22 protein-coding genes, 3 tRNA genes and 1 pseudogene are annotated in these 20,131 nt (G+C 66.6%); 9 read left to right on the plus strand and 17 right to left on the minus strand.

Translation table 11 applies throughout. The annotated features are described in order from the left end of the window. Positions 1–135 precede the first annotated feature (135 nt). The 5 genes from QE389_RS05705 (at position 136) to QE389_RS05725 (ending at position 6,504) form a co-directional block, all read left to right on the plus strand. Positions 136–999: a S9 family peptidase gene (locus QE389_RS05705; protein ID WP_307365309.1), complete on the plus strand. Its 864-nt coding sequence runs from the start codon at positions 136–138 to the stop codon at positions 997–999. A 56-nt stretch (positions 1,000–1,055) separates the two neighbouring features. Next, entirely contained in the window at positions 1,056–1,604 is a 549-nt protein-coding gene (locus tag QE389_RS05710; protein ID WP_307365310.1) for an FKBP-type peptidyl-prolyl cis-trans isomerase, read from the plus strand. Between the two features lie 106 nt (positions 1,605–1,710). Further along, complete coding sequence (locus QE389_RS05715) at positions 1,711–2,232, plus strand: hypothetical protein (RefSeq protein WP_307365315.1); 522 nt, start codon at positions 1,711–1,713, stop codon at positions 2,230–2,232. Between the two features lie 131 nt (positions 2,233–2,363). Then, positions 2,364–4,319 carry a M61 family metallopeptidase gene (locus tag QE389_RS05720; protein WP_307365317.1) on the plus strand — a complete coding sequence of 652 codons (1,956 nt, stop codon included), beginning with the start codon at positions 2,364–2,366 and terminating at the stop codon, positions 4,317–4,319. A gap of 211 nt (positions 4,320–4,530) precedes the next feature. After that, a complete protein-coding gene (locus QE389_RS05725) occupies positions 4,531–6,504 on the plus strand; it encodes a M61 family metallopeptidase (RefSeq protein WP_307365319.1) in 1,974 nt (657 codons plus the stop codon). Positions 6,505–6,609: 105 nt separating this feature from the next. Here QE389_RS05725 and rplL read toward each other — a convergent pair. From rplL to QE389_RS05750, 5 genes and pseudogenes are all read right to left on the minus strand, one after another. Beyond that, positions 6,610–6,994: pseudogene (gene rplL / locus QE389_RS05730) on the minus strand (50S ribosomal protein L7/L12). A 62-nt stretch (positions 6,995–7,056) separates the two neighbouring features. Next, entirely contained in the window at positions 7,057–7,572 is a 516-nt protein-coding gene (rplJ, locus tag QE389_RS05735; RefSeq protein WP_307365321.1) for a 50S ribosomal protein L10, read from the minus strand. 330 nt (positions 7,573–7,902) lie between these two features. Then, positions 7,903–8,484 carry a DUF2059 domain-containing protein gene (locus QE389_RS05740; RefSeq protein ID WP_307365323.1) on the minus strand — a complete coding sequence of 194 codons (582 nt, stop codon included), beginning with the start codon at positions 8,482–8,484 and terminating at the stop codon, positions 7,903–7,905. Between the two features lie 68 nt (positions 8,485–8,552). Next, positions 8,553–9,002, minus strand: a complete 450-nt coding sequence (locus tag QE389_RS05745; protein ID WP_307365325.1) for an NUDIX hydrolase — start codon at positions 9,000–9,002, stop codon at positions 8,553–8,555. A gap of 111 nt (positions 9,003–9,113) precedes the next feature. After that, positions 9,114–9,530 (minus strand): helix-turn-helix domain-containing protein, encoded by a 417-nt coding sequence (locus QE389_RS05750; protein ID WP_307365328.1) that lies wholly within the window; start codon positions 9,528–9,530, stop codon positions 9,114–9,116. A 54-nt stretch (positions 9,531–9,584) separates the two neighbouring features. On the opposite strand from QE389_RS05750, the gene QE389_RS05755 reads away from it, so the two are divergent. Beyond that, positions 9,585–10,193: an NAD(P)-dependent oxidoreductase gene (locus tag QE389_RS05755; RefSeq protein WP_307365330.1), complete on the plus strand. Its 609-nt coding sequence runs from the start codon at positions 9,585–9,587 to the stop codon at positions 10,191–10,193. A gap of 136 nt (positions 10,194–10,329) precedes the next feature. On the opposite strand, the gene rplA is transcribed toward QE389_RS05755, so the two are convergent. The 11 genes from rplA to QE389_RS05810 all read right to left on the minus strand — a co-directional run bounded on the left by rplA (position 10,330) and on the right by QE389_RS05810 (position 17,207). Further along, positions 10,330–11,019, minus strand: coding sequence for a 50S ribosomal protein L1 (gene rplA / locus QE389_RS05760; protein WP_307365332.1), 690 nt, complete (start codon positions 11,017–11,019; stop codon positions 10,330–10,332). A gap of 4 nt (positions 11,020–11,023) precedes the next feature. Beyond that, positions 11,024–11,455 (minus strand): 50S ribosomal protein L11, encoded by a 432-nt coding sequence (gene rplK, locus QE389_RS05765; RefSeq protein ID WP_292183138.1) that lies wholly within the window; start codon positions 11,453–11,455, stop codon positions 11,024–11,026. Between the two features lie 284 nt (positions 11,456–11,739). Beyond that, entirely contained in the window at positions 11,740–12,315 is a 576-nt protein-coding gene (gene nusG, locus QE389_RS05770; protein WP_307365334.1) for a transcription termination/antitermination protein NusG, read from the minus strand. Positions 12,316–12,332: 17 nt separating this feature from the next. After that, positions 12,333–12,632, minus strand: coding sequence for a preprotein translocase subunit SecE (gene secE, locus QE389_RS05775; RefSeq protein ID WP_307365336.1), 300 nt, complete (start codon positions 12,630–12,632; stop codon positions 12,333–12,335). A gap of 70 nt (positions 12,633–12,702) precedes the next feature. After that, positions 12,703–12,778, minus strand: a tRNA-Trp gene (locus QE389_RS05780). Positions 12,779–12,873: 95 nt separating this feature from the next. Continuing rightward, positions 12,874–14,208 (minus strand): hemolysin family protein, encoded by a 1,335-nt coding sequence (locus tag QE389_RS05785; protein ID WP_307365338.1) that lies wholly within the window; start codon positions 14,206–14,208, stop codon positions 12,874–12,876. Positions 14,209–14,324: 116 nt separating this feature from the next. After that, positions 14,325–14,459, minus strand: coding sequence for a hypothetical protein (locus tag QE389_RS05790; RefSeq protein ID WP_307365340.1), 135 nt, complete (start codon positions 14,457–14,459; stop codon positions 14,325–14,327). A gap of 96 nt (positions 14,460–14,555) precedes the next feature. Further along, positions 14,556–15,530 (minus strand): sensor histidine kinase, encoded by a 975-nt coding sequence (locus tag QE389_RS05795; protein WP_307365342.1) that lies wholly within the window; start codon positions 15,528–15,530, stop codon positions 14,556–14,558. A gap of 186 nt (positions 15,531–15,716) precedes the next feature. Next, positions 15,717–16,907 (minus strand): elongation factor Tu, encoded by a 1,191-nt coding sequence (tuf, locus tag QE389_RS05800; protein WP_307365289.1) that lies wholly within the window; start codon positions 16,905–16,907, stop codon positions 15,717–15,719. Positions 16,908–16,967: 60 nt separating this feature from the next. After that, a tRNA-Gly gene (locus tag QE389_RS05805) sits at positions 16,968–17,041 on the minus strand. A gap of 82 nt (positions 17,042–17,123) precedes the next feature. Beyond that, positions 17,124–17,207, minus strand: a tRNA-Tyr gene (locus QE389_RS05810). 149 nt (positions 17,208–17,356) lie between these two features. Here QE389_RS05810 and rlmB point away from each other — a divergent pair. Genes rlmB through QE389_RS05825 form a run of 3 tightly spaced genes read left to right on the plus strand, consistent with a single transcriptional unit; the run spans position 17,357 to position 19,411 of the window. After that, complete coding sequence (gene rlmB / locus QE389_RS05815; RefSeq protein ID WP_373458290.1) at positions 17,357–18,241, plus strand: 23S rRNA (guanosine(2251)-2'-O)-methyltransferase RlmB; 885 nt, start codon at positions 17,357–17,359, stop codon at positions 18,239–18,241. A gap of 31 nt (positions 18,242–18,272) precedes the next feature. Beyond that, positions 18,273–19,079, plus strand: a complete 807-nt coding sequence (locus QE389_RS05820) for a TerC family protein (protein WP_307365346.1) — start codon at positions 18,273–18,275, stop codon at positions 19,077–19,079. Next, positions 19,076–19,411: a rhodanese-like domain-containing protein gene (locus QE389_RS05825; protein ID WP_307365348.1), complete on the plus strand. Its 336-nt coding sequence runs from the start codon at positions 19,076–19,078 to the stop codon at positions 19,409–19,411. Before QE389_RS05820 ends, QE389_RS05825 begins: the two co-directional genes overlap by 4 nt. Here the strand turns inward: QE389_RS05825 and QE389_RS05830 are convergent. Then, positions 19,408–20,121, minus strand: a complete 714-nt coding sequence (locus QE389_RS05830; protein ID WP_307365350.1) for a 2OG-Fe(II) oxygenase family protein — start codon at positions 20,119–20,121, stop codon at positions 19,408–19,410. The two genes, QE389_RS05825 and QE389_RS05830, sit on opposite strands and share 4 nt — an antisense overlap. Positions 20,122–20,131 lie beyond the last annotated feature (10 nt).

Genomic DNA, 20,131 nt, shown 5'->3' on the forward strand with positions numbered 1-20,131 from the left:
ATGGAGGAGTGTTGCGGGAACGCGCACATATACGCGCTTTCGCGACGAAATAAAGGCCCGAGGAAACCTTTTTGGCGCGTGATTGACAGGCGCCGAGTCGCCGGTCCTGCCTAGCGGCAGGGGAGACATCGCGCCATGTTCAGACTTCGCCGTTTCAGCGTCGGCCGCACGGCTGCGGCCCTGATCGCGCCTGCCCTTTTGGCCGGCTGCATGAGCGTGAATGTGCCGGAATCCGCCTTCTTCTATCCGAACGCGCGCGTCGCGGCCGAGAAGATCGAACTGCCGACCGACCGGCCGATGGCCTTTCCGACCGACAGGCTGAACGTCGCCTACGCCGGCGGGCCGGTCGGGGTCACGCGGGTCCGCACGGGCCGGGCCGACGCGCCCCTGATCCTCTACTGCGGCGGGAACCTGTTCCGGCGCAGCAGCGGCGCGGGAACGGTCGCGTCGGAACTGGCGCCCTTCGGCGACGTGGTGACGTTCGACTACCCTGGCTATGGCGAGACGGCGGGCCAGGCCGACTACGCCGCCTTCGTGGCGGTCGGGACCGCCGTGGCCGACGCCGTCCGGGACCTGGCCCTGGCCGAACATCGCAAGGTCATCGTCTGGGGCCACTCGCTAGGCGGCCCGGTCTGCGCCCAGGCGGCGTCGCTGGTCCGCGCCGACGCCGTCGTGCTGGAGACGACGACCCCCAGCACGCGCGCCGCCGTGGACGCCATGGTCGGCTGGGTTCGCCCGCTGGTGAAGGTCAATATCGCCCCCAACCTGGCCGCCATCGACGTGCCCGCAGCCCTCAAGGACTATCGCGGCCGCGTTCTGGTCCTGGAGGCCGGACGCGACGACACCCTGCCGCCCGCCCTTAGCCGCGTCCTGGCCCGCGATCTTCAGCGCCAGGGCGTCGACGTGCGCCGTCTGGTCTTCCCCCAGGCCGGCCATGGCGACGTGGGCCGGCAGCCCGACTTCCAGCCCCGCATCGCCGAGGCCCTGACCGGCCTTTGACGGGACCTCTGGCGCCACCGTTGCGTCCCGCCCGCCCCTCCTCTAGCGTCGCCGTCATGATCCGCACCGCTTCCGCCGTCCTCGCCCTTGTCGCCCTGTCCGCCTGCGCGCACCGCGAACCCGTGACCTATGCCGAGACCGCCTCGGTCGCCGCGCGCGCCGCCGCGCAAATTCAGGCCCGGGCCGAGCTGACGCCCCAGCAGGTCTGGGACCAGGGCAACGCCGCCTATCTGGAATGGAACGGCGCGCGGCGCGGCTGGACCACCACCCCCAGCGGGCTTCAGTACCGCCGCGTCGGCAAGGCTCATCCCGAGGGCGCCCAACCCTCCGGGTCCGACACGGTCAAGGTTCACTATCGCGGCACCTTCATCGATGGGCGCGAGTTCGACAGCTCCTATTCCCGCAACGAACCGGCCGAGTTCCCCCTGAACCGCGTCATCAAGGGCTGGACCGAGGGCGTCGCCCTGATGCGCGTCGGCGAGATCTACGAGTTCGTCATTCCCGCCTCGCTGGGCTATGGCTCGCGTTGGGTCGGCGGCGACGAACTGCCGCCCAACTCGACCCTGCGGTTTTCGGTCGAACTGCTGGGCGTGACGCCGGGCTGATCCCCCTCGAATAATCGCCGGAATAGGGGCGCAAACCTGCGCCTGATCCCCTAATTCGGAAAACAGGCATCGTTCTTTCAACGACTTGTCGAAAAGTCGAACCGATTTGGTCGTCCTGATCGGCGCCGGCGCCATCATCGTCGGCATGACCGATCCTATAGAAGACACCGCCTCATCGAGACCGTGGACACGGCGTTCTGCGACCGTCTGGGCTGCCGCGCGCGCCGACTATCTGGCCGGCGGGTCCGCCGCCGAGGTTTGCGAACGCCACGGCCTCAGCCTTTCCACCTTCCGCTGGCGCGCCCGCACCGAAGGCTGGCGTCTGGCGGACCAGCCCCACGGCGCGGTTGTGGAACCTCAGGAGGCCGACGACCTTGCCTTCGCCGACGCCCACCCGCCCTGCAACGCCGCCGAGATGGCGCGGCTGGCCTGGTCCAACGCCTCGCGCGCCATGCGCGACGGCAAGCTGATCGAGGCGCGCGGCTGGTCCCGCCTGCACGTCGATCTGGAGAAGATGGCCAGGGACGACCGCCAACGCCTGCGGACCTATGCAAAATGGGCCGAACACCCTGCGAACGCCGGCTTCATCCCCACCACCCCGCCCTACCGGCCGATGGAAGAGGACTGAGCGAATTGCACCCCTTTGCATATTGCACCGTTTTCGACGGCGCAGTGCAATTTCGGCCCGGCGAAACTTGACGCCCCGGCCCCTGCGGCGGACTGTCGCGGCTTCCCCGCCTCCGTCCGACAGAGTCCGTGATGATCCGTTCCCGTTTCCGCGCCGCCGGCCTGGCGCTTCTGCTCGTCTCCGCCGCCCCCGCCGCGCTGGCCCAGCAGGCTTCGACCTATCCGCCTGCCCTGCCCGCGCCCCTGCCGGCCATCCCCGAGGCGCGGGACGCAGCCTATCCGGGCGTCATCGACCTGGAGGTGGACGCCACCAACCTGGCCCAGCACATCTTCGCCGTGACCGAAACCCTCCCGGTCGCCCAGGCAGGGCCGATGACCCTGTTCTTCCCCGAATGGCTGCCCGGAAATCATGGCCCGGTCGGCCCTATCGCCCAGTTGGCGGGAATCGAGGTCGCCGCCGACGGCCAGCGCGTGGAATGGGTGCGCGACACCCTGCACCCCTTCGCCTTCCACATCGTCGTGCCGGCGGGCGCGCGCGAGCTGAAGATCAGGCTTCAGCATCTGTCGCCGACCGCCGGCGCCCAGGGCCGCATCACCATGACGCCCGAGATGCTGAACATTCAGTGGGAGAAGATGCTGCTCTATCCGGCCGGACACTGGTCGCGGAACATCATGGTGCGTCCGACCGTGACCTTGCCCGCCGGCTGGCGGTTCGGCACGGCGCTGGAGCCTGACGCCCGGTCCGGCGACGTTCAGACCTTCAAGCCGGTGAACCTGGAGGTTCTGATCGACAGCCCCGTCTTCGCCGGTCTCCACTATCGCCAGATCGACCTGGATCCCGGCGGCCGCTCCCCGGTGCGGGCCAATATCGTCGCCGACGAGGCCGACAGCCTGGAAGCCACCGACGCCCAGGTCCAGATCCTTCGCAATCTCGTGACGCAGATGGACCGCCTCTACGGCGCGCGCCACTTCGACCACTACGACTTTCTGATCGCCATGACCGACAAGCTGGGCGGTATCGGGCTGGAGCATCACCGCAGTTCGGAAAACTCGGTCGATCCGGCCTTCTTCACCGGCTGGGACAAGCATCTGTCCGACCGCGATCTGCTCAGCCACGAGATGAATCACTCCTGGGACGGCAAATGGCGCCGCCCGGCCGACCAGTATGCGCCCAACTTCAACGTGCCCCTGCAGAACAGCCTGCTATGGGTCTATGAAGGCCAGACCCAATACTACGGCCAGGTCATCGCCGCCCGCTCGGGCCTTCTGACCCGGCAGCAGGCCATGGACTCCCTGGCCCTGACGGCGGCCACCTACGACGCGCGCGTCGGCCGGAGATGGCGCCCCCTTCAGGACACCACCAACGACCCGATCATCAGCCAGCGCCAGCCCAAGGGCTGGCTGTCGTGGCAGCGCGACGAGGACTACTATTCCGAAGGCCAACTGATCTGGCTGGATGTCGACACCACCATCCGGGAAAAGACGGGCGGTAGGAAGTCGCTGGATGACTTCGCCCGCGCCTTCTACGGCGTCCAGGACGGCAGCTATACGCCCGCCCCCTACACCTTCGAAGACGTGGTCGCGGCCCTGAACGCCGTAGTTCCCAACGACTGGGCCGCCTTCCTGCGCGCGCGGCTGGACGCCGATGGCCCGAACGCCCATGCGCCGCTGGACGGGCTGGAGCGCGGCGGCTGGCGGCTGACCTATACGGACAAGCCGACCGACTACATGAAGACCCTGTATGCGGAGCTGAAGCGTAACGACTTCACCTATTCGCTGGGCTTCCAGACCAGCGAGGGCAACAAGATCCGCAGCGTCCAATGGGGCGGCCCGGCGTTCAAATCCGGCCTGGCCGCGGGCATGGAGATCGTCGCCGTCAACGGTCAGGCCGCCAACGGCGACCGGATCTCCGCCGCCGTCACCGCCGCCAAGGACCCGGCCGTCCCCGTCACCCTGATCGTCAAGACCGACGACCAGTATCGCACCGTCGTCTTCGACTATCACGACGGCCTGCGCTACCCGCGTCTGGAGCGGATCGTCGGCACGCCCGATCGCCTGGGCGACATCCTGACCCCCCGCACGCGCTGACCGAAGAGGGTGTCTCCTCCCCGTGAAATGGGGAGGGGGACCACGAGGTGGTGGAGGGGCTCTTAAAGCTTGTGACGTATCGCACAGCCCCCCCGTCCGTCCGCTTCGCTCCTTGCCCCCCTCGCTTCGCGGGAGGAGACACAAGGCCGCGCTTGACGCATCGCCCCTCGCCCTCGACGGTGGGCGCCTGCCCTTCTGTTCGGATGATCTGATGCCGCGTACCCGCCTGACCGCCGCCTGCCTCGCCGTTCTGATGGCCGCCGCCGTCCCGGCCGCCGCCCAGACCTTCCGCTCCACGCCCGTCGTCACCGACGCCAGCCAGGCGCCCCTGGCCCTGGGGCGCGCTCAGCCCGCCATCCCCGCGCCGCAGGACCGGCCCTATCCGGGTGTGATCCAGTACAGGGCCGACATCACCGACCGCGACCGCCGCATCATCGGCGTGACCCAGACCATTCCCGTCGCGGGTCCGGGACCGCTGACCCTGCTCTATCCGAAATATCTGCCGGGCAACCACGCCGCGACCGGCCCGATCCAGCTTCTGGCCGGCCTGACCGTCACCGCCGAGGGCCGGCGCATCGAATGGCGGCGCGACACCCTGGACCCTTACGCCTTCCACCTCGACATTCCGGCGGGCGTGACGGCCATCGACGTCGCCTTCCAGCAACTGACCCAGCCCGACAGCGCCAACTGGCGCGTGCTGATGACGCCGAACCTGGTCAATCTGCAGTGGGAGAAGGCCATCCTCTATCCGGCCGGCTATTTCAGCCGCCAAATCCAGGTCGCCCCTTCGGTCGTCCTGCCCGCCGGCTGGCAGTACGGCACGGCGCTTGACACCGCCTCGCGCGACGGCGACGTGGCGACCTTCGCCACGACCGACCTCTACACCCTGATCGACAGTCCCGTCTTCGCCGGCGCCCACTATCGCCGCATCGACATCGACCCCAGCGGCGACCGCGTCCACCTGAACATCCTGGCCGACGAGGCCAAGGGCCTGGCCGCCACCGACGACCAGTTGAAGCTCTACGAGAACATGGTCCAGCAGGCCGATCGCCTGTTCGGCGCCCGCCACTTCGACCATTACGAGTTCCTGTTCGCCCTCAGCGACCAGTTGGGAGGCATCGGGCTGGAGCATCATCGCAGTTCCGAAAACACGGGCGCGCCCGAATTCTTCACCGACTGGAAGAAGAGCGCCGGCGACCGCAGCCTGCTGCCGCACGAGTTCACTCACTCCTGGAACGGCAAGTTCATGCGGCCGGCGGACGAGCTGACCGCCAATCACAACGTCCCGACCCAGAACACCCTGCTGTGGGTCTACGAGGGCCAGACCGAATACTGGGGCGAGGTCCTGTCCGCCCGCTCGGGCCTGCACACGCGGGACGTGGCCCTGGCCACCCTGGCCAATATCGCCGCCTTCTACGACGAGCAGCCGGGCCGTCAGTGGCGGTCCCTGCAGGACACCAACAACCACAACCTCATGGGCTATCGCGTAGCCGGCCAGTATCCGTCGTGGATGCGCGGCACGGGCGACTATTACCGCGAAAGCCTGCTAGTCTGGCTGGACGCCGACACTCTGATCCGGGAGGGCACGCGGGGCAGGAAGTCCCTCGACGACTTCGCCCGCGCCTTCTTCGGCCACGACGACGGGCGATGGGCGCCCCAGGGCTACACCTTCGACGATGTCGTGAACGGCCTGAACGCCGTCTATCCCTACGACTGGGCCGGCTTTCTGCGGACGCGGCTGGACGCGGTCGGCCCCGACGCCAAGGCGCCCCTGGCCGGGCTGACGCGCGCGGGTTGGCGCCTGACCTACACCGACACTCCGACCGAGGCCGAAAAGGCCGTCCAGAGCGGCTGGGCCAACGACTTCCAGTATTCGCTGGGCTTCACCCTGTCGGGCGACAAGCTGACCAACATCCGCTGGGGCGGCCCGGCCTTCCAGCAGCGGATCGGCGCCGGCTGGTCCCTGGTCGCCGTCAACGGCAAGGCCGCCTCGGCCGAGGAGCTGCGCGACGCCGTCACCGCCGCCAAGGAAACCGACGCCCCCATCGAACTGCTGCTCAAGTCCGGCGACCGCTTCCGCACCGTCGCCTTCGACTATCACGACGGCCTGCGCTACCCGCGCCTGGAGCGGATCGAGGGAACGCCCGACCTCCTGTCCGACATCCTGGCCCCGCGCCGACGCTGAGCGTCGATCCGCCCTGAAGTCGCGCGAAACGCGATCGGCCAAACAAAAAGGCCCCGAGGTTTCCCTCGGGGCCTTTCCGATCTTCAGCGGATGCTGAGATCCAGATTACTTGATCTGGACCTTGGCGCCGGCTTCCGTCAGCTTCTTGGCGACTTCTTCGGCGGCTTGCTTGGAGACGTTTTCGACGACGTTCTGCGGAGCGCCTTCGACCAGGTCCTTGGCTTCCTTCAGACCCAGGTTCCGAACGGACGCCGCGGACTTCCTTGATCACGTTGATCTTCTTGTCGCCGCCGTCGACCAGGACGACGGTGAACTCGGTTTGCTCTTCGGCGGCTTCAGCCGGAGCGGCGGCGCCGCCGGCCGGCATGGCCATGGCGACCGGAGCAGCGGCGCTGACGCCCCACTTTTCTTCCAGCAGCTTGGACAGTTCAGCGGCTTCCAGAACGGTAAGCGCGGACAGGTCTTCGACGATCTTGGCGAGGTCGGCCATTGTCAGTTTTCCTTCGGAGGATGAGGTTTAGAGAGGGATGCAGAGATGAAAGCCGGGGCCGCTTACGCGGCTTCCTTGGTGGCGTAGGCGTTGAACACCCGGGCCAGCTGACCGGCGGGCGCTTGCAGCACGCCGGCGATCTTGGTCGCGGGCGCGTTGAGCAGGCCGATGAGCTGAGCGCGGACTTCGTCGAGCGTCGGGAGCTTGGACAGAGCCTCCACACCCTTCTGATCGACGATGGTTTCGCCCATGAAGCCGCCGACGATCTTGAAGCGATCGTTGCCCTTGGCGAACTCGGTCACGACCTTGGCGGCCGTACCGGGGTTCTCGGCGTAGGCGATGCCCACGGGGCCCTTGAACAGGCCGTGGTAGTCGCTGCCGTCTTGGGCTTCGAGCGCCTTGAGCGCCAGGCGGTTCTTGACCACCTTGAACGCGCCGCCTTCCTTGCGGAGGCGGCCACGCAGGTCTTCCATTTCCGCAACGGTCAGACCCAGGTTGTGGGTCACGACCACGCTGCCGGCCTCGGCGAACACGCCCTTGAGCGTCTCGATAGACTCGGCTTTTTGAGCGCGATCCATTGCGGTCTCCAGTCTTGGCATTCGCCGCCGGGCTTATTCCCGACGACGGATTGGCCCAAGCGCCGTGCGTCGCCGCAAGACGTTCAGGCCGGTCTTATTGTCCGAAGGATGCGTCTGACGGCGTCCGTCCCGGAATGCGGGCTGACATCGGCAAGGTCGCGTCCCCATCTCCCCACGGCGTCAGAAGGCTTTCTGACAGTTACGGCCTGGGCGACCCCCAGACCCCGAAGTTCTCGGACAGGACCGCCGGAAGACGAACTTCCAGCGGGAAGCGGCGCTCTTACAGGCCGCGCGCCGTGAAATCAAGCCATGGCGCGCACCTCGTGCAAGCTAGCGTCGTTGCGGTTTGGCGGCAGCGGCTCCGGTTGCTTCGCAATCGAACTGGGCGCAGTATTTGGTCGCCAGTTCCGTAACGAACGTTTGCAGATGCTCGCTCAGGACTTCCTGCGAAGCCTGCCCGACCAGAATGCTCTTGCCGGCGATCCGTCGTCCCATTGGGGATTCGTAAAAGGCGATCTGCGCCTCCAACTCGTCCGCCGTGAAGATGGCCGCATAGCGGGGCGCCAGATCGGTCGTGATCTGTTCGACCAGGGCGCTCAACATGCGCGGCGCATTGGCGCGCACCCACTCCGCCTCGCGCCGATTTTGGCCCGAGGTTTCCAACTGAGCGATCTGGGACGCGATCATGGCGTCCATGTCTTTCTGGAAGTTCGGCCCGGCCGACAGACGGATCAGCCGTTGCGCCAGTTCGGTGCGACGCGCCCGATCGGGATCAGGCCGGACCACCACCTGCAGCAAAGGTTCGCCATTCGCATCGGTGCGCCGGGCCTCTTGCGCCTGCACAGGCGCGATGGCGGCGGTCAGAGCGACCCCGACGGCCAGTGCGGCGGCGAGCTTTCGGATCATGGTCATGACATCCCCCTGCCCGCCTTATCCCGAGCGCCGCCGGCCTTGGCCAGATCAAATCGACCGCCGGTTGCTCAGACGTCCACCGGCGTGGCGTCGAAGTCGCGGATCAGGGCGGCCAGGTCGGGTTCCTGCACCGCTTCGGCCGCCTCGCGCGGGGTCATCCAGCGGCGCTCGCGCTGGTGCGCCTCGGGCCAGGCGCCCAGTTGGATCAGCACCTGCAGCGGATAGACCGACACGACGCAGCGGCGCAGGCCGCCGTCCTTCAGCCCCTTGGCGTAGCGGAAGACGCCGATGGAGCGCGCCTCGATCTCCCCCTTGACCCCGGCCTCTTCCAGCGCCTCCTGGGCGGCGGCCTCGGGATCGGACTTGCCGACCATCCGCCCGCCCTTGGGAATGACCCAGCGTCGCGTCTCGCGCGAGGTGATCATCAGAATGCGGCGCTGGCCGTTCTCGACCCGCCAGGGCAGGGCCGCGACCTGTCGCGTCTCCGACAGGCGCGTGCGTTTCGAAGCGTTGGCCATGGTCTCTATTCCGATCCGGCCCGCCGGCCGGCGGGCGCACATGTCCAAGACGAGATCGCGCCGACCGCGTCAAGTCCGCCGTACACGGACGAACTCATTTGAGCAGCCCGCTCAATTCAGCCCCGCCTGACGCCCGTCAAAGCGAGCCTGGGACGCGGCGACCTCGGGCATGCGCGTCTCGGCCCAGACGATCATGGCCTGCATCGCCGCCATCAGCGTCTGGCCCAGCGGCGTGACCGCATAGGTGACGGTGACGGGCGACGTCGCCTCCACCGTCCGCAACACAAGGCCGTCGCGTTCCAGCGACCGCAGCGTCTGGCTCAACATCTTCTGCGACACGCCCTCGATCCGTCGTTTCAGGCCATTGAACCGCAGCGGCCCCTCGCCCAACGTCATCAGGATCAGAATGCTCCATTTGTCCGCGATCCGGTCCAGCAACTGGCGCGTCGGACATTGGGCGGCGAAGACATCGCCGCGCGGAGCAGTCTCCTGCAGGTGACTAGGTAGGGAAAAGGTGCCGTCTTGCATGATCGCTCTCCATACCGCACCTGGTACCCATTGGAAACCTGAAGGAGCCTTGTCATGAAGGTCGCAGTCCTCGGCGCCAGCGGTCACGCCGGATCGGAAATCACCAGGGAGTTGGCCGCGCGCGGTCACACCGTCGTCGCCATCGCCCGCAAACCCGAGGCCATCCCCACGGCGCCCAGCGTCACCCCCGTCGCAGGCGACGCTTCCGACGCCAACGCCCTGGCCGAACGGATCAAGGGCGTGGACGCCGTCATCAGCGCCCTGCATTTCGACATCCCGGCCTCGACCCTGCTTGGGGCGTTGAAACAGGCCGGCGTCCCGCGTCTGCTGGTCACGGGCGGCGCCGCCAGCCTGGAGGTTGCGCCCGGCGTACTCCTGTTCGACACGCCCCAGTTCCCGGCCGAATGGAAGCCCATCGCCCAGGGCGGCATCGCCTTCCTGAACGACCTGCGCCAGGAGCATGACATCGACTGGACCTTCTTCTCCCCCGCCGCCCTGATCGAGGAAGGCCCCCGCACCGGCGCCTATCGCACCGGCGGCGACCAGTTGGTCGTGAACGCCAATGGCGACAGCAAGATCAGCTTCGCCGACTACGCCGTCGCCATGGTCGACGAACTGGAGCAGCACAACCACAGTCGCGCCCGCTTCACCGCCGCGTATTGAACACGAAAAAGGCCCCGGAGATCGCTCTCCGGGGCCTTCATTCTTTGTGGCCTATCGCGCTTGCGCGCTACATGAGGCCCTCTGCCTTTGTGGCCTATCGCGCTTGCGCGGCATGAGGCCGTTCGGCATGCGCCTATCAGGCGCCCAGCGAGGCCGGGTCGATCTTGAAGCCCGGGCCCATCGTCGAAGACAGGCTGATGCGCTTCACATAGGTGCCCTTGGCGCCCGACGGCTTGGCGCGGACCAGAGCGTCCACGATAGCCTTGACGTTGGCTTCCAGGGCGTCCTGGGTGAAGGAGGCCTTGCCGATGCCGGCGTGGACGATGCCGGCCTTCTCGACGCGGAACTCCACGGCGCCGCCCTTGGCGTCCTTGACGGCCTGGGCCACGTTCGGGGTCACGGTGCCGACCTTGGGGTTCGGCATCAGGCCGCGCGGGCCCAGCACCTTACCCAGACGACCGACCAGGGCCATCATGTCCGGCGACGCGATCACGCGGTCGAACTCCATGAAGCCGCCGGCGATCTTTTCGTACAGATCCTCGGCGCCGACGTGTTCGGCGCCGGCTGCGGTGGCTTCGGCCGCCTTGGCGTCCTTGGCGAAGACGGCGACGCGGACGTCACGGCCGGTACCCGACGGCAGGTTGACCACGCCGCGGACCTGTTGGTCGGCGTGACGCGGATCGACGCCCAGGTTGACGGCGATCTCGATGGATTCGTCGAACTTGGCCTTGGCGTTGTCCTTGGCCAGCTTGATGGCGTCAGTGAACGGCAGCAGGTCTTGGCTGACGCCGGTGCGGGCCTTTTGAGCCTTGGTTTGCTTGGCCATGTGCTTAGCCCTCCACCACTTCGAGGCCCATCGCGCGGGCGGAGCCTTCGATGATCTTGGTCGCGGCGTCCAGGTCGTTCGCGTTCAGATCCTTCATCTTCTTTTCGGCGATCTCGCGCAGCTGGGCCACAGTGATCTTGCCGGCGACTTCACGGCCGACCAGCTTGGAGCCCGACTTCAGGCCGGTGGCCTGCTTCAGATACCAGGTCGCCGGGGGCGTCTTGGTGAGGAAGGTGAACGACTTGTCCTGATAGACGGTGATGACGGTCGGAAGCGGGGTGCCCTTGGCTTCCTTCTCGGTGCGCGCGTTGAACTCCTTGCAGAAGCCCATGATGTTCACGCCGCGTTGACCCAGAGCCGGGCCGATCGGGGGCGAAGGCGTGGCCGAACCGGCCGGCACTTGCAGCTTGATATAGCCGAGAATCTTCTTGGCCATTGGTCTCTCCTATGAATGACCCGGCGAACGAACGCAGGGCCGGTGAGCCGTGGTCCGGCATGGCTGCCTCCCACGGATTTGCCGCTCCGCGAGCCGAGGCCCACCGAGCGAAGGCGCGCATGTAACAGAGGGGGGACGGAAAGGCAAACCATCCCCTCTCCTCCCCGTCCGCAGCGATGGGGAGGTGGCGGCGCGCAGCGCCGTGACGGAGGGGTCCGCTTAATGCAAGAAAAAAGCCGCGCCCTTTCGGACGCGGCTTCAATCTCTCGGCAGGAACGCCGGCCTCAGCCCGCGACCTTCTCCACCTGGCCGTATTCCAGGTCGACCGGCGTGGCGCGGCCGAAGATGGAGACGGCGACGCGCAGGCGGGCGTTCTCTTCGTCCACACTCTCGACCGAGCCGTCGAAGCTGGCGAAGGGGCCGTCCGTGACCTTGACCTTCTCGCCGATGTCGAAGCGGATCGTGGGCTTGGGCCGCTCGACGCCCTCTTCCACGGCGCCGATGATGTTCTGAACTTCACGCTCCGAGACCGGCAGCGGCTTGGTGCCGCCCGCCGCGCCCAGGAAGCCCGTGACCTTCGGCGTGTTCTTGACCAGGTGATAGGCTTGGTCGGTCATTTCCATCTTCACCAGCACATAGCCCGGGAAGAATTTGCGTTCCGAGTTCACCTTGCGGCCGCGACGGATCTCGACAACGTCCTCGGTCGGAACCAGGATTTCGGAGAAGGCGTCCTCCAGACCCTGTTGCTTGGCCTGTTCGCGCAGTTGCTCTGCGACCTTCTTTTCGAAGTTCGAATAGGCGTTGACGATGTACCACTTGTGGCGCGGATTGGCCGGCTTGGCGGGCGCTGCGTCGGTCATGACGGTTCTATCTATCCTTACGAGCCGAGGCCGATGATCCAGCGGAAGAGGAAGCCCAGACCGGTGTCCACGATCCAGAAGAAGATCGAGGCGATCACCACCATGATGAAGACCATCACCGAGGTGATCCAGGTCTCCTTGCGGCTGGGCCATACGATCTTGCGGCCTTCGGCGCGAACCTGGCTGAAGAATTGGGCCGGGCTGGTCCGCGGCTTCTTCGGCTCGGGCGAATCGACGGCGATGGTCGCGCCGGCCGAAGCGGGCTGAACCTTGGCGGCGCCTTGAGGCCGCTTGCCGGGGGTTTTGGCCTTGGCCATCAGTTGCTCTTCACACAATTGTTCCTGTCGCCCCAGATGGGAAGTCCCATCCGGAAGCGACAGGGGGGATTGGCAGGAGTTGGGGGACTCGAACCCACGACCCCCGGTTTTGGAGACCGGTGCTCTACCAGCTGAGCTAAACTCCTAGACAATCGCGCGACCCGTCCGGCTCGCGCGCTCGCCAGAGGGGGGCGTATGCCCGACGCCGCCCGTCATTTCAAGGGCGATGTGGACGCGGCCCCTACTCTTCCAGGTGGGCGGCGACGGCGTCCCGCTCGTCCTGCGCCTTGACCAGTTCCTTGAAGATCAATTTGTCGATGCGGCGATCGTCCATATCGATCACCTCGACCTCGAATCGGCCCAGCTGCAGGACTTCGCCCTCGTCGGGTACGCGCGACAACTGGTGCAGGATCAGGCCGGCGACCGTGTGGAAGCCCTCGTGCTCGCCGAAGTCCTCGCCCAGGGTGTCGGCCAGATCGTCCAGATCGGTCTGGCCGTCGATCAGCCAGCTGCCGTCGGCGCGCTGATGGATCCAGGCCTGCTCCTCGTCGTGTCCCTCGTCGAAGTCGCCGGCGATCATCTCCAGAATGTCGGTCGCCGTGACCACCCCTTCGAAGGCGCCGTACTCGTCGACGATGAAGGCCATGTGGACGCGCGACCCCTTCAGGATCTCCAGCGCCTTCAGCACCGAGGTCGATTGCGGAATGAAGGCGGGCTCTGCGACCAGAGGCTCCACATTGAATTCGCCGTTGGTCAGCAGCGCGTCCAGCAGATCCTTTTTGTGGACCAGGCCCAGAGGATTATCGACGTCGTTCTCGCGCGCCACCACGATGCGGGAATAGGGGCAGGTGCGGATTTCCTCGCGCAGGACCTCTTCGGGATCGTCCAAGGCGATCCAGAAGACCTCGTGACGCGGCGTCATGGCCACCCGCACGGGACGGTCGCCCAGGCGCATGATCTCTTCGATCATCTCCTGCTCTTCCGGCTCGATCAGACCGGCCGAAGCGCCTTCCGCCAGGATGGTGGCGACCTCTTCCTGGGTCACGTCCGACCCGTCGCGATCCTTGACCCCCAACAGCTTCAGAATGCCGGAGGTGGAGGCGGTCAGCAGCAGGACGAACGGCTTCAGCACGATGGCCAGGGTCGAAATCGGCTTGGCCATCTTGGAGGCGACCGCTTCGGGAAAGATCAGCGCCAGACGCTTGGGCACCAATTCGCCGATGATCAGCGAGACATAGGTGATGCACACGACCACCAGAGCCGTGGCGAAGAATTCGGTGTATTTCGCCAGCGCCGGGAAGGCGACTTCCAGAATGCGATCCAGCTCTCCGGCGATGGTCGCCTGACCATAGGCGCCCGCCAGAATTCCGATCAGGGTGATGCCCACCTGAACGGCGGACAGGAACTGAGTCGGTTCTTCCGACAGCTTCAACGCAGTCCTGGCGCCCCGGTCTCCGCGTTCCGCCCTCGCCTGGAGTTTTGATTTCCGCGAGGAGACAACCGCCAATTCGGTCATGGCGAACAGGCCGTTGAGCACCACCAGGAGCAGAACGACAGCAATAGCGATGAGTAACATCTAGGAGGTTTAGGGACCGACGCGGCGCGACAGCCGGCGTCCGCGTCCCTATATTAGGGCGTCCGCGTCCCTATATTAGGGCAGGATCGCGGCCAGCGCTACGTTTTCCTTGCCTTTCAGCCCGCGCGACCGACCTCGACCGCGCCATAGGCGGCTGAAACGGACCTCCCGTTGGCGTCATAGTGGGTCGCGCAGGCGCTCATGCCCAGGACGGTGCCGATGAAGATGCCCAGCCGGATGGCGCGCCGCATGAAAGTTACCAAGAAGTTAACGCTCGTCAGGTCGAACGTAAGTCTCGGTTTCGGGTTGCAGGCAAGCCCCTTCGCCTCGGGGGCGAACGAGGGGCCTCAGGGTGCGGGATAGATCAACCGGCACCTTACGCCTGGCTGGGCCGCCGCAATGTCGAACCGCCCGCCCAACTGCGTCGCCAGCCCCTTCAGAATCTGCAAGCCCAGGCTGGCGGGCCGGGCCGGATCGAAGGTCTCCGCCAGACCCTGGCCGTCGTCGCGGACCTCCAGGCGGCGCTGACCGTCTTCCTCCTCCAGCCGCACCTGAATCCGCCCTGCACGATCCGGCAGGCCGTGCTCCAGCGCATTGTTCACGCATTCCAGCATGGTCAGCATGACCGGCGTGGCCTCTTCGGCGCTCAGGCTCACGCCGGTCGGAACAACAGTCACCTCCACGTCCGTCCGGCCCGCCGCCGTCAGGGCGTCCTGGGCCAGGGGCTGGGCGAAGTCGTGAAAACTGGTCGCGCGGCCGTGGGCGTCCAGCAGGCCCCGCTGCACCTTGGCGATCACCCCGGTCCGGCCCGCCGCCTCGTTCAGCACACGCCGGACCTTGGGATCGGTCGAGGCGCCGGCCTCCAGCGACAGAAGGGCGCTGACGACCTGAATGTTGTTCGAGACGCGGTGCTGGACCTCGCGCAGCAGCAGGTCGCGGCTGTGCGCCAGGGCGGTGCTGCGTTCGACCTCGGCCTTCAGCTTGCGCGTCGCCGCGCGCATGCCGTGGATGAAGAAGATGTCTACGGCCACGACGAAGATGAAGAAGACCAAGGCCACCGCCGTCGCCAGGCCCCAGTCGAATCCCGGCTTGCCGATCCAGAACCACCAGGCCGTCAAACCGGACAACACCGCCGTCAGGGTAGCGGGCCACAGTCCCGCATAATAGGCCACGATGACCACGGCCGGGAAAAAGGTCAGATATGGAAAACCCGGCGGAAACCAGGGGTTCAACACCAGCCTCAGGCCGAAGGCCACGCCCCAGGCCGTCAGCGCCAGCCCATAGGCCAACGCAGGCCGGGTCTCGAAATCGGTGGCGCGCAACCCAAGACCCTTCATCTGTCCAAACTAGATGCCACACCCCACGGCAAAGGCAAAGCGCTGAAAACCTTCGGTCTCTCACACAGAAACGGCCCCCGGATATCTCCGGGGGCCGCTCTGTTACGCGACTGTTTCGTCTGTCTCGTCCGGCCTCAAGCAGCGCGAAGCGCGTTAGCCCGGAGAGAAGCCTTACTCGACGATCTTGGCGACGACGCCGGCGCCGACGGTGCGGCCGCCTTCACGGATGGCGAAGCGCAGGCCCTGGTCCATGGCGATCGGCGTGATCAGCTCGACGTTCAGCTCGGCGTTGTCGCCCGGCATGATCATCTCGACGCCTTCCTTCAGATGCACGATCCCCGTCACGTCGGTCGTGCGGAAGTAGAACTGAGGACGGTAGTTCGTGAAGAACGGCGTGTGGCGGCCGCCTTCTTCCTTCGTCAGGATGTAGGCTTCGGCCAGGAACTTGGTGTGCGGCGTGATCGAACCCGGCTTGCACAGAACCTGACCGCGCTCGACGTCTTCACGCTTGGTGCCGCGCAGCAGAACGCCCACGTTGTCGCCCGCCTCGCCCTGGTCCAGCAGCTTGCGGAACATTTCCACGCCCGTGCAGGTCGTCTTCTGCACCGGACGGATGCCCACGATCTCCACTTCCTCGCCGACCTTGACCACGCCCTTCTCGACCCGACCCGTCACCACGGTGCCGCGGCCCGAGATCGAGAACACGTCTTCGACCGGCATCAGGAACGGCTGGTCCACCGGACGCGCCGGTTGCGGGATGTAGGCGTCGACCGTTTCCATCAGGGCCAGAACGCGCTGTTCGCCGATCTCCGGGTTCACGCCGTCGGTCGCGGCCTTGGCCGAGCCCTTGGTGATCGGAATGTCGTCGCCCGGGAACTGGTACGACGAGAGCAGCTCGCGCACTTCCATCTCGACCAGTTCCAGCAGCTCTTCGTCGTCGACCAGGTCGACCTTGTTCATGAAGACCACCAGGGCCGGAACGCCGACCTGACGAGCCAGAAGAATGTGCTCGCGCGTCTGCGGCATCGGGCCGTCGGCGGCCGAAACAACCAGGATCGCGCCGTCCATCTGCGCCGCGCCCGTGATCATGTTCTTCACATAGTCGGCGTGGCCGGGGCAATCGACGTGCGCATAGTGACGGTTCGCCGTCTCATACTCGACGTGCGCCGTGTTGATCGTGATGCCCCGCGCCTTCTCTTCCGGCGCCGCGTCGATGTCGGCGTAGTTCATCGCCTTCGCGCCACCCGCCTTCGCCAGCGTCATCGTGATCGCCGCCGTCAGCGTCGTCTTGCCGTGGTCAACGTGACCAATCGTGCCGATGTTGCAGTGCGGCTTCGTGCGTTCGAACTTTTCCTTGGCCATGGCCAAAACTCCTGTGGCCCGGGTCCGTCAGCGGAGGGGCGCGATGCTGATCAAAAAACCTGGAGCGGGTAGACGGGATCGAACCGACATCCTCAGCTTGGAAGGCTGCTGCACTACCATTGTGCTATACCCGCGCGGAGACTGCGGAAGTTCTAAGGGAACGCCGCAGCCGGTTCCTCTCCGTCGTCCTGATCCGTCGTGTCCGTCGAAGGCGCGTGGTGGGGGAAGAAGGACTCGAACCTTCGAAGCTTACGCAGGGGATTTACAGTCCCCCCCCTTTGCCGCTCGGGACATTCCCCCAGCGCGCCTTGTCGAACCGCCGGACCCCTCCGTTCCGCCCATAAAGAAGCGGGACGAAACAAAAGCCTTCGGGTTGCCGCCTCCTCTGCGATAGAGGGAGCGCCCAGACCCGAAAGCCCTTGGGGCTCCAAATCGGAGGGCGTCTTATAGTGTCGTCGAAATCAGAACGCAACGACCGTAAAAGCGGTAAAAAACAGGCCTTGTCCGGCCGCCCTTCCGGCCCGCGCGACCGGGATCAAAAGCCCGCCGCACAAGGGTTTGGCGGGCGCGAGACGGCGCCGCGCCCGCAGCGTGCGTCCGACCGCGGCAAGGTGGACGCCGATAATTTCCTGTGGGGTCGTCATCCGGTTCTGGCGGCCCTGGCGAATCCCGCGCGGCGCGGCATGGGACGCCTTCTGGCCACGCCCGAGCGCGCCGCCGAGATCGAGGACGGCAAGCTGGCCCACGGCCACAAGATCGAGGTGGTCGAAGCCCAGGCCCTGACCCGGATGTTGCCGCCCGGCGCGGTGCACCAGGGCCTGGCCTTCAAGGTCCAGCCGCTGGAAGGCGTGGCGCTGGAGGACCTGGCCGAACCGGCGCAGGGGGTCATCGTCATGCTGGACCAGTTGACCGATCCTCAGAACGTCGGCGCCATCTTCCGCTCGGCCCTGGCCTTCGGCGCGCGCGGAATCATCGTCCAGGACCGGCACGCCCCGGCCTTGGCCGGCGCCCTGGCCAAGGCGGCGGTCGGGGCGACCGAACGCCTGCCCCACGCCCGGGTGACGAACCTGTCGCGCGCGCTGGAGCGGCTGGCCGACCTGGGCTGGCGCGCCGTCGGCCTGGACGGCGCGGGCGAACAGACGCTGGAAGAGGCGCTGGACGCCCGGCCCACCGTTCTGGTCATGGGGTCGGAAGGCGACGGCATCCGCCGTCTGGTGGCCGAACACTGCGACGTCCTGGCCAAGATTCCCATGCCGGGCGGGTTCGAGAGCCTGAATGTCTCCAATGCGGCGGCCGTCGCCCTCTATGAGGCCGCCCGCGCGCAACGCGGCTGACAGACGGCCGCGCCGGCGCTAGAGAGCGGACATGGATTTCCTTTTATCTCCCGAACTCGCCAGCCAGGCTGCGGCCCTGGGCCAGGTCCTGCTGATGGATCTGGTCCTGGCCGGCGACAACGCCGTCGCCGTGGGCCTGGCCGCCGCCGCCCTGCCCCAGGACCAGCGCAAGAAGGCCATTCTGATCGGCCTGGCCGCCGCCGTCGTCATGCGCATCGGCTTTGCGTTGATCACCGTCCAGCTTCTGGCCCTGGTCGGCCTGCTGCTGGCGGGCGGGCTTCTGCTGCTGTGGGTGTGCTGGAAGATGTGGCGCGAACTGCGCGAGCAGGCGACCCACGACCAGGCCGAGGCCGAGAAGGAACTCGAACTGGCGATGAGCATCGAGCATGGCTCGGGCCCCTCGCCCGAAGAACTGGGCATCAAGCGCAAGAGCTTCGGCGCCGCCCTGATACAGATCATGGTCGCCGACATCACCATGTCGCTGGACAATGTGCTGGCCGTCGCCGGCGCGGCGCATGAACACCCCTGGATCATGGTCTTCGGCCTGATTCTGTCGATCGCCCTGATGGGCGTCGCCGCCACCTACATCGCCAAGCTGCTGCATCGCTTCCGCTGGATCGGCTACATCGGTCTGGTCGTGGTGCTGTACGTCGCCTTGCACATGATCTGGGACGGGGCGCGCCAGGTCGTGGTTCGCACCGGCCATATAGAGCAGTTCAACGCTTCCGCCCCGACCTTCCTTGAGATCGGTCCTGAGGAAGCCGCCAAACACCTGGGTCAGAAGCGCACCGAGAACAGCCCGACGCCGGCGCCTGCCGAACCGACGGTAGCGCCATGACGGTGGCGACGGTCACGGTCGAAGAGGCCGCCGCCTGGCTGCGGGCAGGCGAAGCCGTCCTGATCGACGTGCGCGAGCCGGACGAGTTCGCCGCCGCCCGCATCGACGGGGCCATTTTGGCGCCGCTCAGCCAGATGCCCGCCGCCTGGGAGGCGCTGGACCTGCCCCCCGACAAGAAGATCGTCGTCCAGTGCCTGAAGGGCGGACGAAGCCATCAGGTCTGCGCCTTCGTCGGCCCGACCGCCGCGGACGGCCAGTCCCTGTTCAACATGCTGGGCGGCATCCAGGCCTGGCACGCCGCCGGCCTGCCGGTCGTCATCGCCGAGCGTTAGGCACCGCGCAGCCAGCCCGTGACCGAGATCCGGTCCGCTGCGGCGGACAGAGCCACCTGCGTCACCGAATGCGGCGACGGCACCTTAAGCAGGTTCAGCGTGTTGAAGCGTGGGGTGAAGGCCTCGGCCACATTGCCGTCCGTGCCGTGGAAGGCCAGCAGGCCGCCCCATTCGATGCGCCAGATCGGCGTCAGGTTCAGCACATAGGCGAAGAAGCGGTTCTTGCCGTCGGCGTGATCGTCGTGCTCGGTCAGGAAATGGCCCGCGCGATAGCGGGTCAGTTGGGCGTCCGCCAGGGCGATCCGCCCTTCGCCGGTCAGGTCGCGCATCAGGTCCAGAAAGGCCGCCCCGTTCAGAAAGGCCAGCAGGTCGCGCCAAATCGGCGCCGCCTGCCCCGTCTGGACCAGATCGTAGATCGGGTGATTGTCGTACAGATACTGAAAGTCGGTCTGGGCCGAGGTCTGCACCGCCTGTCCCAACCCACGCTTCTGATCCGGCGTCAGCGAAGCCAGCCAAGCGGCGGGCAAGTCGACATGCCCCGTTTCACGCCGCGTGACGACATTGTACTCGGCGGCCGTAGCAGCCTCGTACAGGGTCCGAGCGTCCGACGGCGTGAACACGCCATCCACCTGGGCCCGGCCGGTGCGCGTCAGACGATCGCGGATCGCGGCCCGACGCACGGTGTCCAGCGGGGCCAGGGTCGGCGTCACAACGTCTGTC

This window comes from Brevundimonas sp. SORGH_AS_0993 (assembly GCF_030818545.1).
Lineage (GTDB): Bacteria > Pseudomonadota > Alphaproteobacteria > Caulobacterales > Caulobacteraceae > Brevundimonas.